Origin of the sequence: Thermoactinomyces sp. CICC 10523, assembly GCF_016055105.1 — a bacterium.
In the GTDB taxonomy this organism is placed as follows: Bacteria; Bacillota; Bacilli; order Thermoactinomycetales; family Thermoactinomycetaceae; genus Thermoactinomyces_A; species Thermoactinomyces_A daqus.
In genome coordinates this window covers 26,385-39,100 of the sequence record NZ_JAECVX010000001.1, presented here as the reverse complement: position 1 = coordinate 39,100, position 12,716 = coordinate 26,385, and the positions used below count along the sequence as shown (strand labels likewise).

Annotated in this window: 13 protein-coding genes; 8 read left to right on the top strand and 5 right to left on the bottom strand. The window is 45.3% G+C overall.

Annotated elements, in window-relative coordinates:
* Position 1 precedes the first annotated feature (1 nt).
* From qoxB to I8U19_RS00185, 3 genes are all read right to left on the bottom strand, one after another.
* Positions 2 to 1,954: a cytochrome aa3 quinol oxidase subunit I gene (gene qoxB / locus I8U19_RS00195; protein WP_052154305.1), complete on the bottom strand. Its 1,953-nt coding sequence runs from the start codon at positions 1,952 to 1,954 to the stop codon at positions 2 to 4.
* Positions 1,955 to 1,975: 21 nt separating this feature from the next.
* Complete coding sequence (locus tag I8U19_RS00190; RefSeq protein WP_235281685.1) at positions 1,976 to 2,878, bottom strand: ubiquinol oxidase subunit II; 903 nt, start codon at positions 2,876 to 2,878, stop codon at positions 1,976 to 1,978.
* 195 nt (positions 2,879 to 3,073) lie between these two features.
* The gene (locus tag I8U19_RS00185; RefSeq protein ID WP_198054890.1) at positions 3,074 to 4,111 is read right to left on the bottom strand and encodes an aldo/keto reductase; all 1,038 of its coding nucleotides are present in this window, start codon (positions 4,109 to 4,111) and stop codon (positions 3,074 to 3,076) included.
* A 342-nt stretch (positions 4,112 to 4,453) separates the two neighbouring features.
* Between I8U19_RS00185 and I8U19_RS00180 the strand changes: the two genes are divergently transcribed.
* From I8U19_RS00180 to hmpA, 5 genes are all read left to right on the top strand, one after another.
* The gene (locus I8U19_RS00180; RefSeq protein ID WP_198054889.1) at positions 4,454 to 5,143 is read left to right on the top strand and encodes a Crp/Fnr family transcriptional regulator; all 690 of its coding nucleotides are present in this window, start codon (positions 4,454 to 4,456) and stop codon (positions 5,141 to 5,143) included.
* A 224-nt stretch (positions 5,144 to 5,367) separates the two neighbouring features.
* The gene (locus I8U19_RS00175; protein WP_309485177.1) at positions 5,368 to 5,946 is read left to right on the top strand and encodes a hemerythrin domain-containing protein; all 579 of its coding nucleotides are present in this window, start codon (positions 5,368 to 5,370) and stop codon (positions 5,944 to 5,946) included.
* 49 nt (positions 5,947 to 5,995) lie between these two features.
* Positions 5,996 to 6,553: a hemerythrin domain-containing protein gene (locus I8U19_RS00170; protein WP_033101582.1), complete on the top strand. Its 558-nt coding sequence runs from the start codon at positions 5,996 to 5,998 to the stop codon at positions 6,551 to 6,553.
* A 33-nt stretch (positions 6,554 to 6,586) separates the two neighbouring features.
* Positions 6,587 to 6,892 carry an AraC family ligand binding domain-containing protein gene (locus tag I8U19_RS00165; protein WP_198054888.1) on the top strand — a complete coding sequence of 102 codons (306 nt, stop codon included), beginning with the start codon at positions 6,587 to 6,589 and terminating at the stop codon, positions 6,890 to 6,892.
* A 178-nt stretch (positions 6,893 to 7,070) separates the two neighbouring features.
* Entirely contained in the window at positions 7,071 to 8,315 is a 1,245-nt protein-coding gene (gene hmpA / locus I8U19_RS00160; protein ID WP_198054887.1) for an NO-inducible flavohemoprotein, read from the top strand.
* Positions 8,316 to 8,477: 162 nt separating this feature from the next.
* Here hmpA and I8U19_RS00155 read toward each other — a convergent pair whose 3' ends face one another.
* A complete protein-coding gene (locus I8U19_RS00155; RefSeq protein ID WP_052154306.1) occupies positions 8,478 to 8,873 on the bottom strand; it encodes a M20/M25/M40 family metallo-hydrolase in 396 nt (131 codons plus the stop codon).
* Between the two features lie 200 nt (positions 8,874 to 9,073).
* On the opposite strand from I8U19_RS00155, the gene I8U19_RS00150 reads away from it, so the two are divergent.
* Entirely contained in the window at positions 9,074 to 9,919 is an 846-nt protein-coding gene (locus I8U19_RS00150; RefSeq protein ID WP_198054886.1) for a TolB family protein, read from the top strand.
* Between the two features lie 150 nt (positions 9,920 to 10,069).
* Positions 10,070 to 10,639 (top strand): thermonuclease family protein, encoded by a 570-nt coding sequence (locus I8U19_RS00145; protein WP_052154480.1) that lies wholly within the window; start codon positions 10,070 to 10,072, stop codon positions 10,637 to 10,639.
* A 378-nt stretch (positions 10,640 to 11,017) separates the two neighbouring features.
* Here the strand turns inward: I8U19_RS00145 and I8U19_RS00140 are convergent, their stop codons facing one another.
* Positions 11,018 to 11,500 carry a hypothetical protein gene (locus tag I8U19_RS00140; protein ID WP_198054885.1) on the bottom strand — a complete coding sequence of 161 codons (483 nt, stop codon included), beginning with the start codon at positions 11,498 to 11,500 and terminating at the stop codon, positions 11,018 to 11,020.
* Between the two features lie 90 nt (positions 11,501 to 11,590).
* On the opposite strand from I8U19_RS00140, the gene I8U19_RS00135 reads away from it, so the two are divergent.
* Positions 11,591 to 12,571, top strand: coding sequence for a tyrosine-type recombinase/integrase (locus I8U19_RS00135; protein ID WP_081944047.1), 981 nt, complete (start codon positions 11,591 to 11,593; stop codon positions 12,569 to 12,571).
* Positions 12,572 to 12,716 lie beyond the last annotated feature (145 nt).

Here is a 12,716-nt window from a genome sequence, read left to right as displayed (position 1 = left end):
GTTACAACCCCCTTACTGCCGCTTCATTTTTCTTGATTTCTTCTACCGAAATATAATAGCCCGTGTCTTTTTCAAGCGATCGCCAGAGCATGCAAATCACTACACCGATCAGCCCGATCGTGGCTATGGTGAATTGGTTAAAGACCAAACCGAATCCGCAGATGAAAAACGCCAATCCCATGAAGAAAGGCAGGGATGAAGGGCTTGGCATGTGAATCGGCTTCAATGGTTCCTTCTGTGGCTGAATGCCTTCTTTTTGCTGCTGTTTCATTTTCCACCAGGCATCCATGTCATCGACCACAGGAATTTGGGCGAAATTGTAATGAGGGACGGGAGACGGAAGAGACCATTCCAACGTACGACCGTCCCATGGATCTCCGGTCGTGTCGCGTTCTCCATGGCGAATGCTGTAAAGGATTTGTGCCACGATAAAGAGGAATCCGATCCCCATCATAAACGCGCCGATGGTGGAGACGAAATTGAGCGTTCCCCAGCCTGATTCAGCCGGATAAGTGTACACACGCCGGGTCATGCCCATGAATCCCAACGCGTATTGCGGCATAAAGCAGACATAAAATCCAAGGTTAAAGAACCAAAACGCCCATTTGCCGAGAGTTTCATTCAGTTTAAATCCTAAAATCTTGGGCCACCAGAAATACATTCCTGCAAGCAGCCCGTACACAACCCCACCGATCAAGACCTGATGGAAGTGAGCGATGAGGAAGTAACTGTTGTGAAACTGGTAATCTGCTGGAGCCACTGCGAGCATGATCCCGGTTGCTCCGCCGACGGCAAAGCAAGGGATAAATGCAAGCGTCCAAAGCATCGGCAAGGTGATTCGGATCCGGCCCCTGAACATCGTAAACAGCCAGTTGAATACCTTCACGCCTGTGGGAATCCCAACGGCCATTGATGCCACGGCAAAGAAGCTGTTTACTCCCGGACCGGCACCCATCGTGAAGAAATGGTGCACCCAGACGAAATAGCTGATAATACTAATCATCATGAGTGAAACCACCATGGACTTGTAACCGAAAATATATTTCCGACAGAAGGTGCTGACCACTTCAGAGAAAATACCGTATGCCGGCAGGATGACAATGTAAACCTCAGGATGTCCCCAAACCCAGAAGAGATTGATGTACATCATCGGGTTCCCGCCATGCAGCATCGTAAAGAAGTGGGTTCCAAAAATCCGGTCCATCCCCAAAAGGGCAAGCGCAACGGTCAAAGCAGGGAAAGCAAAGATAATCACAATACAGGATGCAAGAACAGACCAGGTAAAGAGCGGCATCCGCATCAGGGTCATGCCGGGAGCGCGCATTTTCAGGATTGTGACGATAAAGTTGATTCCCGTCGCAATGCTTCCGATCCCGGATATTTGAATGCCCAGAACATAATAGTTGACACCCGGTCCCGGGCTATACGGCAGTTCAGACAGCGGCGGATAGCCCACCCAACCGGCATCGGGGGAACCCCCCAGCACGAAGGACAGGTTAAACAGCATTGCACCGAAGAAAAACAGCCAAAAACTTACGGCGTTTAAGAAGGGAAAAGCAACATCGCGTGCGCCGATTTGAAGAGGAACCACCAGGTTAAACATGGCAAAGATAAAAGGCATGGCCATGAACAGAATCATGATGGTTCCGTGAGTGGTAAAGATTTCATCGTAGTGTTGTGCGTTTAAAAAATGCAGATTCGGGAAAGCCAGTTGCGTTCTCATCAACAGGGCGTCGACGCCGCCGCGAAAGAACATCAACAGCGCGCAAACCAGATACATGATCCCGATCTTTTTATGATCGACGGTTGTGATCCATTCGCGCCACAACCATCCCCATTTTTTGAAATACGTCAAAGCGAACACGATCCCGACCAATGTCAAGATGATCGCAACTGCTGAGATCTGTATCATGAGATTCGCGTTCTGCAAGTACGAAATCAGACTCTTTAACATCCGCCATTCCCACCTTTCTTGTCAGTTTTCCATTGGCATTTGATGAGGCTCATTCATTGGCATTGGATGGTGCCAATATATCCCGCCGTTTTTATTTACGGTATTTTGATAAAGTGCAGGCGGGTAAGATGAATAAGACTGTTTGTTGACAACGCTCGGCTTGGCAAGTAGATCGTATTTCTCCTGGGTTAAAGAGGGAGCAGATCCCTTGACCTTTTTGACCCATGACGCAAATTCAGACTGCGGTTTGGCAACCACCTGAAAGTTCATGTGGGCAAATCCTTTTCCGGTAAAGTTTGCGCCGCGCCCTTCAAACACTCCCTCGCGGTCTGCCTGCAGCCAGAGTCGCATCTCCATTCCCGGCATGGTGTATTCTTGCCCGCCCAACTGCGGAACCCAGAAGGAGTTCATGGGGGCATCTGCGGTTAACACAAATTGAACCGGTACCCCTGTGGGAATTTCACAGTAGTTGACAGTGGCAATATTCGAATCAGGATAGAGAAACAACCATTTCCAATCCAGCGAGACAACCTGTATGGTGATGGGTTTTTGCTCACTGGGAGGACGGGTCAACGCGAACGTGTCGCGAACAGTGGCGAACCCCAATATGGCAACGATCAGAATGGGGATTCCCCACCAAATAACCTCCAAAATTTTGCTGTCTGTCCAATTTGGCTGATAAGGCGCCTGATTTCCCGGACGTTCTCGGTAACGAATCACGATAAAGACAAGAAGAACGATGACAGGAATCACGACGATCGCAACCAAAATGGCGGAAAGTAAGATGAGTCTGTGCTCTGTCTGTGCTACCGGGCCGGCAGGATTGAGCAGGATATATTTGTCGCTGCATCCGGTCAATAAGAATAAAAGAGGGGAACACAAAAGAAGTTTTTTCAGCCGGCTTGAGATCCCCGTTTTCTTCACTGGTTTCACACCCCCATGGTCAGATTGAAATTTTCTCTGCGTAAAAGAATGTAAGCGGAAACGGACAAAGAAAATGTGATTAATTTCACAAAAAGGGGCGAGTTCACGGAAAGTTGACATTAACGTCGATGTTTTGTCACTTGACTTTCCGTGACTGCTCCGAAAGTGATGTTGGAGTTCCTGTCCGAGCGGTTGTTATCGAGGTGCTACCGGTGTCGGCTTGATTTTGCTGTCGGAGAACGGCTGTTTCAATTGCTCTTTCATGCTGGTTTCCCACAACTCTTCAAGCTTCTTCATTTCCTCTTCCGTAAGCGGAGTTTTGTCAGGCGCCTCGGCAAATTCACGCAAGTTTTCTTCAGTGGTGATATTGGGGAGCACTGATTTGATCGATGGATTGGCTAACGAGAAGAGAATGGACGCTTGGCCAATCGTCCGGTCAGTTCCTTCGTACAGGAATTTCAATTGTTGAACTGCGGCCAGACCAGCTTTCATCCACTTGACCGGCCGGTGATCGCGATGGTCATGTTTGTTGAAATGTTTGTCCGGGTCATAGGTGCCGTCAAGGAGCCCCGATGCATGCGGGACACGGACAATCAAGGCTTTGTTCCGCTTTTCCGCCTCCCGGATCAGTTCTCTGGCGGGATCCTGTTCCAGCATGTTGTTGATGATTTGCGCCATGTCATACCGCTCATCGCGGAGGGTGGCCAATCCTTCATCCTTCCAGCCGATGTCCGGCCCCAATGCGACACCGTAGGAGCGGATTTTTCCTTCCCCTTTCAATCGTTCCAGCGTCTCAAGCACTTCATCGCTTTGAATTGCTTCCATTCTTGGATTATGAAGTTGGTAGAGGTCGATCACATCCGTTTTCAATCGGCGCAAGCTTTCTTCGCAGGACTGGCGGATTGAGGCTGCATCCCACCGTTGGGGCAATTCGGAGTGTCTGCCGTGACGGTCGCCCCGCTTGGCATAGATGTCGTAGCCGAATTTGGTGGCAATCACCACGTTGTCACGAAGTCCTTCCAGTGCTTCTGACAAGAGTGTTTCTCCTTTGCCTTGGCCGTACACATCGCCGGTATCAAAAAATGTAATGCCGTAATCTTCGTATGCCATGCGCAGCAGGCGTTTGCCGAGCTTGTCGTCATTTACGCCCCACCACGGAGTGGCAACGGACCAAACACCGAAGCCAACTTCGGAAACCGGCTTGTCAATACCGGGCATGTTGCGGTATTTCATTGGATAACCTCCATTCGTATAACAAGAGCGATTTAATTTATCCGTGCTTACAACCAGTGTATGAGGTGTTGAACGAAATGAATGTGATTTATTTCACAAAATGAGTTGTGTCACAAAAAATCCACAGAATGATTGTCTTTTGACACTTGGCTGCGCAAAGCGATCTCGTGTAAAAAGAAGTTAGTTACAAAAAACGGATGAAGTTGTTTTCGGGCGATAAGGGTTCTGTCCGTTTCGTGCGAGACAGAGCCGGAGCGGGATCGGTTACAACATCTTAAGGCCTGATTTTTTGGTGATTCTGCTTAAGCTTGCGAACGATTTAACAATGTGGGGGCGGTTTGGATGGATCATAAATTTGAGGTTGTTAAACATGTTCCCGTGTTTAGCGGGTTGAACGAGGAAGAATTGAAAAAGGTTTCCGGAATAGCGTTTTTGCGTCATTATCGAAAGCATTCAACCGTTTTTACAGAAGGTCAGGAACGGAGCGCCGTTTATTTCATTCATTCGGGAATCATTAAGGTTACGAAGGTTGACAATAACGGAAACGAACAGGTTATCTGCCTTTTGCCAAAGGGGGAAATGTTTCCTCACGTGGGATTTTTCGATGACATCCCGTATCCAGGAACAGCGCAAACTGTCACGGATTGTGAATTGCTGGCAATCCCGCTGGGAAGTTTTAATCAGTTGCTGAGTTCAAACCCGCAAATAGCCAAGTCAGTCATGAAAATGATGGATAAAAGGCTCCTTCAGATGCAAAGGCGTTTACACGGGGTGATCTCGGGCGATATTCATCGAAAAATGATCGTGTCATTATTGCAGTTGGTGGAGGAGTACGGAAATGAAAAGGATGGTGGCGTTTATATCTCAATCCCATTAACAAACCAGGATTTTGCAAATATGTTGGGAATGTCAAGGGAATCGGTCAACCGGGTGTTAAATCAGCTTAAAAAGGATCAACTGCTCGAGATCAGCCGGAAAGGCATCTTTATTTACAATCTGGATGCACTGAAAAGTTTGCTTTCCTCCAGTTGAGAATGATACAAATGCAGCCCTGTTTGTGAAACAAATCACATGATTGTTTACGTTTGCTCATCTTCAAATTTGTCTTGTTGTATTTTGTGGAAATTATGTGACAGAGGGGAAGGAGTGATATCGCTCACAGCGGAATGTTAAGTCACCAAAGTATAATTGGGCATGAAAAAGTAAGAGTTTGGATGTTGCATCTCTTTGGCTTTTTCGCGTGGGAGCAACTTGGGATGGGTTGCATCTTTCTTGAAACCTGCATCGTGGAAATGGAGGGAAAAAGAACGATGAATGAGATGCCTTTTCATTGCGGTCACATGATGGGGGGAGATGTTCCTTTGTGCCCTGCCCTGCAGCAATTCAAGCAAGAACATGTGACATTGAGGGAGCAAATGGAGCAGCTGTTTCAGTTGGCCGAAGCAGCAAGGGAACATCCAATTGACTGGCCCGGTTTAAAGGAGAAAGCCATTCGCTTCGAGCAGGAGCTGACTGCACATTCAGAACGGGAAGAAGAGTTTCTCTTCACATTGATGGCTCAGTACATCGGCAGAGAAACGGGTCCGATCGCAGTGATGGAATATGAGCATCAGCAAGGGAAGAAAAATCTGCAAACTTTTATCGAAAAGCTCAATCAGGCGGACGCATCTGTTCATATTGAAAAGGCAAAGGAAATCACCGCGTTTATGATTGAAGCTTATCATGTTTTGTCCCAGCATTTTATGAAAGAAGAAAATGTTCTTTTTCCCATGGCGGAACGGTTGCTTTCGTCCGAGGAAAAAGATTTTCTCGCAAAAAAACTGAAGCTTGCTTAAGCATTGGTACACAAGCTTTGGAAAAATCCGCAATAAGGAGCAGATCAGGATGTCAAGACCAAAGTATCAACCAAAACTGGATTTAACAGATTGGCAAAAAACGAATGTGAGTGAATCGGAAAAAATTTTGGGGATCGTCGCGCCTGAACTGCATTCTTTCATCGAAGAACACGCTTCATTAAGCCAATGGATGGATCGGGTAAGAGAAGGATATAACACCGAACTTTATGACAAAGTTTTAGGTGAAATCGGCCATGAATTGGATCACCACTTTTTATATGAAGAAAAATATATTCTTTCGCGTTTGGTAAAACACATTCCGGAAACCGAAGTGGGCCCGATTTACAAATTGAAGAGTGAGCATGAGATCATTCGCAAACATTATGAAGAAGCCAAGATAATGTTTAAAAATCATGATCCCGAAAATCCTTCGCATGAGCTGATCCAGAAGATGGGATTGCTTGCATATCTGTTGAAAAAACATATTGAAAAAGAGGATCATTATCTATTTCCGCTGTTCAGTCTCGTTTTGTCCAAGGATGAAAAAGAGGAAATTGCCAGAGACGTGAAAGCAGAGGAGATGCGAAGAGGAATGGAATCTGAGTAAAATCATCGTTCAGAATTGAAGGGGGATGATCTTATGTCAGTAGTGGAGATCAAAAACCAATTAAGCGGGGAGAAAGGGGTTGCCCGGTCCAAGTTGCTCGATTTTGAAGAAGGAGCGGTCATGAACCTGCAGTTAAAGGCTGGCAAAAAGATTCCCCGTCATCATGCAAACTGCCATGTGATCGTTTATGTTATAGAAGGGGAAGTCTTGTTCGGCGTGTCCGAACAGAAATTTCATATGAAATCGGGTTCATTGCTGCATATGAATCCTTTTCAGGAACATGACATCGCGGCAATAGAAGATGCGAATTTACTGTTGATTAAAGTGGGTTCACATTAGGGGCGGAATTCGCAGCAAGTATTTCTCGGGAACTTGAAGGATGAAGGATGGTTTCGCCGCTGTCTATTTGTGATCTGTTTCACAATTTGCTGTCTCCGCTTTGATATAACGATAAAGCAAGGAGCCTGAATATCGGAAGCACAGAATAAGCAACATATCAAACAGAGGAGGTATTACGATGAACAGCAGAACGATTCAGATCGTCAAAGCGACGGCACCGATCCTTCAAAAGCACAGTGAAGCCATTGGGAAACGGTTTTATCAGTTGCTTTTCGGAAGTCATCCCGAACTGTACAATTTGTTTAACCAAACGAATCAACGGCGGGGGATTCAGCAGAAAGCGCTGGCCCATTCCGTTTACGCGGCCGGAGAACATATCGACAATCTGGACGCGATCCGGCCCATCATCACACGGATTGCCCATAAACATCGGGCGATCGGAGTGGTTCCTGAGCAATATCCGATTGTGGGAGAAAATTTGATCCAAGCAGTGCATGATGTGTTGGGGAACCAGGTAAACGCGGAAATCCTCGAGGCATGGAGTGAAGCGTATCAGTACCTCTCCGATCTTTTCATGAAAATAGAACGGGAGTTGTATGAACAGGCAGAATCCCAACCAGGAGGATGGAGTGGATTCAGGGATTTCGTGGTGGATCGCAAAGTGAAAGAAAGTGACGTCATTACATCTTTTTACTTAAAGCCTGCGGATGGGAAGGAGATTGCAAGCTATTTGCCCGGACAATATCTGACCTTGAGAGCAAGGATTCCGGGTGAGAAGTACGAACATATCCGGCATTACAGCCTGTCTGATGTACCGGACAAAGATTACTACCGGATTACGGTGAAAAGAGAAGATGCGCACCATGGAAATCCGCCGGGGATTGTGTCCAATTACCTTCATCACCAGATAAATGAAGGGGATCTTCTGGCTTTCAGCGCACCGGCCGGAGACTTTGTTTTGAATACGGATGATCCGGCCCCGCTTGTTCTGATCAGTGGCGGTGTGGGATTGACGCCATTGATGAGTATGCTGAAAACAACAGCGGAACGGCAGCCGGAACGAAAGGTGACTTTCATTCACGCAGCCATCAACGGAAACGTACACGCCATGAAAGATGAAGTCTCCCGATTGGCAAACGAAAACCCCAATATCAAGTCTTATGTCTGTTATGAAAAACCGACGGAAAAAGATCGTCAGGCAGGAAGCTTTGACAAGGAAGGATTTATCGATCGCAGTTGGTTGGAATCCATTCTCCCCCATGCGGATGGAATGTTTTATTTTTGCGGACCCCTTCCATTCATGAAGGCGATTTACCGGGGATTATTGGAAATGGAAATTCCGAAAAAACGAATTCACTTTGAGGCGTTTAGCCCGATCAGTGTATTGGATGAGAAGCCGGCTGAAGTGATTCCTGCACGATAAATCGCTAATGATACTTCATATTGTGATTGGCAGTGAGGCACAAGTCAGTTGCTTCTTTCCTCACTCCCAATCACCCCAAATATTTCATGGGTCAGCCGACAAAACCATTCCGCTGCAAGAGAATCAAGCTGAAAGCGGGGATGGTGGTGCGGATAGACTGGTTTATTTGAATCTCCTGCTCCAACAAAGCAAAAAAGCGCCCGGAGCTTTTTTGAGATAATAAGAAAAATCCTCGCCGACCATGTTCGGCTTTGTCATCCTTGTATTTTCGGAGCCGAACACCTCTCTTGCCACATCCATGATCACGTCCACTTCCCGATTGTGGTTTACCACTGCAGGATCCCCCCGCTGATCATCAATCTTAATCGTTGCATCATGGATTTTTGCCAGCCCGTCTGTTAACTCCCTCAGTTTCTTTTGCGGTGTTTCCCTTACTTCTGGAGTGAAACTTCGTGTTGTTTCTTCCAAAACAGCCTTGTCGGCAATAATGATGAAAGCTGTTCCCGGTTTTTGATCCAGTAATTTTTCTATCTCCTTTATTTCTTGGCTAGATATCATGGAATCTACATGTCTTTCAATTGAAGTTCTTGTTCCACGATCAATCGAGCACGTATACTCAAAATTATTAAAATATTTAATTAAGTAAACGTCAAGTGATGAGACAGAAATCTTAAACTTGAACCGAATAAATTAATAGACAAGCAATAAGGAGGTATCCTATTATCAGAAAATTATGGGTTCTTATTGGTGGAATTGCTTTGGCGTCAGCTTTGTTTAGTCCTTCCCCGAGCTTTGCAAAAGAAAAAGAATTGATCTACTTTGAAAGTGCCCGATGGCTTCCTGACGACGATCGGATGGATACTGGAGTTTACAGAATGAACCCGGACGGTACTAACATTAAGCGAATCACCGACGGTCGAACTCCGGATCTTTCACCAGATGGAAAGAAATTGCTCTATAGCACCAATAATGGCGATATTATGGTTTCCGATCCTAATGGAAAAAATCCTGTAAAGATCGGAACAGGTTCGTACGCCAGATGGTCAAAGGATGGAAGTAAAATTGTGTTTGAAAGACATTTCGATATATGGCTGATGAATGCAGATGGCAGCGATCCGGTGCAACTCACACAAACTGAGCCTTTCTATAATTCCTCTCCGGACATCTCTCCCGATGGCACGAAAATTGTGTTTCACTCCGACCGGGATGGAAGAAACCATATCTACGTTATGAACATTGATGGATCTGATGTGAAGCAATTAACCGGAGACGCAAGTAATGAAACGGCTGAGTTTGATGCCCGTTGGTCTCCCGATGGTTCCAAGATTCTTTACACTCGTTATGCCTTTGATGGAACCGATGTGTATGTCATGGACGCAGATGGAAGTAATCCAACGAATCTTACATCTCAAATCAACGAGGATTTAGATGGTCCCGTCTGGTCCCCTGATGGAACCCGTATCACTTTCTCGGGGCCAAATGTTTTTGATGGAAACGAAAACCAGGTATGGACGATGAATGCAGACGGTTCCAATGTCCAGACCTTTGAGACATATCTGCCGAATGTTGTACTCACCGATTGGGCAGCGAAGAAAAAAGATTGAAACCAAACACTACAATAAATAACTTGAACCCTCTATGGGTTCAAGTTATTTATTTGTAAATGGGCAGCCAATTGCTGTTTGTTCATCAAAAAAATGTTTCTATATTTTTAAATCAGAATTCTATTGCTATAATGAACAGGGGGTGGATCAATGAAAATAGGAATTATCCAAACCATCATTAAATGGGTGTATCAGCTTTTTACAGGTCGAAAGAAGACTTCCAGGAAGACAAGAAAGCCCAAAAAGGGACGTCTGGTCGTAAAGCAAGCGGAAGCCATTGATGGAGATACCATTCGGGGGATCGTGAGAGGTGAAAAGGTAAAAATCCGCCTGATTTTAGTAGATTGCCCGGAGACCCGTCACGCCCAAAAGGGGAAACAGCCGTATGGAGAAGAAGCCAAACAATTTACGAAGCGGAGAATCTCTCAGGCTAAACTTGTTGAAGTTGAATTACACGGTACAGGTGCAAAAGACAAATATGGCCGTCTGATTGGTCATGTGTTTGTGAACGGCCAAAATTTAAACCGCTTATTATTAAAGAATGGATACGCCCGGGTGGCTTATGCCTACGGAAAATATGCTTATGAAGATATATACCGGAAAGCAGAAGCTGATGCGAGAGAGAAACGTCTGAGAATTTGGTCGATGAAGGGATATGTTCAAGAGGATGGATTTCATCCAGAAGTCATGCCCAAGAAAGATATTGTAGCTGATACATAAGGAAATCAGGTTGTGACGTTCGTTTATCCGTGATTTGTAAAAACGATGGATAGCAGGAAACGAATTTCACCAGGCTTGTCTATGTTGATGAGTAGAAATTAAAAAAGATTTGTCTCTAAACAGGGAAACTGAAAACCAACAACACCACGACGGATTGATATACTTACCACCGCCTGCTGAGGCGGTTTTTTTGTTCAAAAAACCTCAAAACAACAAAAAAGAGGCGTCTAGAAGCCTCATAGAGCGATGAAATTTTATTTCGAATACCCTAGGTACCCCCAAAATGAAATAGGGCATAAAAATCGAAAAATCTAAAAGTGTTCTCATTTCTTGTGATATGGAGATTTAAGATTTGTTGAGTTTACTCATCAAACCGGATCAGTTGTGGATTTTCCCGGTTCCCTGAACCCAAAATTTGTCCTTTGTGTTTTTGGTCACGATAAAATAAACAGGCGTTTTGTTATCAAAACCAATATGTCTGATGGTTCCACCGCACTCAGATATATTTTTACGGGCTATTGTGGTATCCCGTCCCCAGGAAACATTGTGTTTGACCTCTACTTTCATGGTTTGATTTTTTCGGCAAGTGACGGATTTAAAGGTAAGCGTCAAATCATGATAGCCTTTAAATTTGAAATCACGGCTTCTTATCGATTTGTTGAAGTCGTAAACAAAACTGTGGGTAGCAGCATAACTGACTAGCGGAAGCGCTAATAAAACGAGGCATACCAAGACTGAAACTGTTCTTTTCAACAAAGAAAACACCTCTTTTTTGTTTTTTTTGATTGCTAAACCTTTCACTTTCCTCTTTCTTGAATCCCCTCCTCCTTCCATTTTATTGGAAATGGATGGTAAATTCACGCTATTTTTACACAAACAAAAATTCGTATTTTATCCTCTTTATAACTTATGATAATATAAAATTATCCGAAGTTAGAAATGAGTGATCACATGAAATCATTTCGAATTCCGATTATCAAAACCGAGATAGTCGGTAATGAAAATTCAACTCCAACCCTTTATGAAAGTAGAGCAAAAAAGTATATGGAATCATCCAAATCGGCCAATACCCGAAAAGCCTATCGGACAGATTGGCAGCACTTTTTGGGTTGGTGTCAAGAACGCGACGTTAACCCGATCCCGGCTGATCCACAAAACGTATCCGACTACATCGCCGATCTTGCCGATCAAGGCTATAAAGCCTCTACCATTCAGCGCCGCATCGCTTCCATCAGTCAGGCGCATCAAATGGCAGGGTTTGAAAGCCCGACTCACACCGCAAAAGTACGCGCCACCTGGCAAGGGATTCGCCGAGAGCTGGGGACCGCACCAAAGCAAAAGAAAGCCGCCAGCATCGAAATCATCAAAGCCATGTGCCAAACTATTCCGGATACATTACTTGGCCACCGAAACCGCGCTTTGCTTTTAATTGGTTTTGCTTCTGGTTCCCGCCGCTCTGAATTGGTTTCCCTCGATGTCGAAGATGTCGAGTTTAGCGATGAAGGCGTTTTACTCCATATCCGCCGTTCCAAAACGGATCAGGAAGGCCGTGGTCGCAAAGTGGGAATCAAATATGGTTCGCATCCGCAAACTTGCCCAGTTCGTTCCCTTCAGAAATGGATCAGCGAATCCGGCATTACCACCGGAGCACTCTTTCGCAAAGTCGACCGCCACGGCAATGTCAAAGGACGCCTTACCGGAGATGGCGTTGCCTATATTATCAAGCGAATCTGTCAACAAGCAGGATTCGATCCCAAAGACTTCGCTGGTCATAGTCTCCGACGTGGATTCATTACGACTGCCCATCGCAACAAAAAAAGCGAGTACGCCATCATGAAGCAAACTGGTCATAAGTCCATTCAGACCATACGCCGATATATCGAAGACGCAGATGTATTCGCTGACAATGCAACAGACGGCATTGGTTTATAAAGTGACCAATATCCTGGCATCAATTCTTTGGGGGATGTCCGGAATCAATACAAATCTGGCCATATGAATTCTGCGTCACTTTTTTGATTCATTAATCATCAGAAATCTAAAGCAAGTGCCTCAAAGTAAAAGTGACACAGAATTC

Excerpts from the sequence above, each read along its gene's own strand:
- qoxB (WP_052154305.1), bottom strand. The coding sequence starts at position 1,954 with ATGTTAAAGAGTCTGATTTCGTACTTGCAGAACGCGAATCTCATGATA.
- I8U19_RS00185 (WP_198054890.1), bottom strand. The coding sequence starts at position 4,111 with ATGAAATACCGCAACATGCCCGGTATTGACAAGCCGGTTTCCGAAGTT.
- I8U19_RS00180 (WP_198054889.1), top strand. The coding sequence starts at position 4,454 with ATGGATCATAAATTTGAGGTTGTTAAACATGTTCCCGTGTTTAGCGGG.
- I8U19_RS00175 (WP_309485177.1), top strand. The coding sequence starts at position 5,368 with ATGGGTTGCATCTTTCTTGAAACCTGCATCGTGGAAATGGAGGGAAAA.
- I8U19_RS00170 (WP_033101582.1), top strand. The coding sequence starts at position 5,996 with ATGTCAAGACCAAAGTATCAACCAAAACTGGATTTAACAGATTGGCAA.
- I8U19_RS00165 (WP_198054888.1), top strand. The coding sequence starts at position 6,587 with ATGTCAGTAGTGGAGATCAAAAACCAATTAAGCGGGGAGAAAGGGGTT.
- hmpA (WP_198054887.1), top strand. The coding sequence starts at position 7,071 with ATGAACAGCAGAACGATTCAGATCGTCAAAGCGACGGCACCGATCCTT.
- I8U19_RS00155 (WP_052154306.1), bottom strand. The coding sequence starts at position 8,873 with ATGATATCTAGCCAAGAAATAAAGGAGATAGAAAAATTACTGGATCAA.
- I8U19_RS00145 (WP_052154480.1), top strand. The coding sequence starts at position 10,070 with ATGAAAATAGGAATTATCCAAACCATCATTAAATGGGTGTATCAGCTT.
- I8U19_RS00135 (WP_081944047.1), top strand. The coding sequence starts at position 11,591 with ATGAAATCATTTCGAATTCCGATTATCAAAACCGAGATAGTCGGTAAT.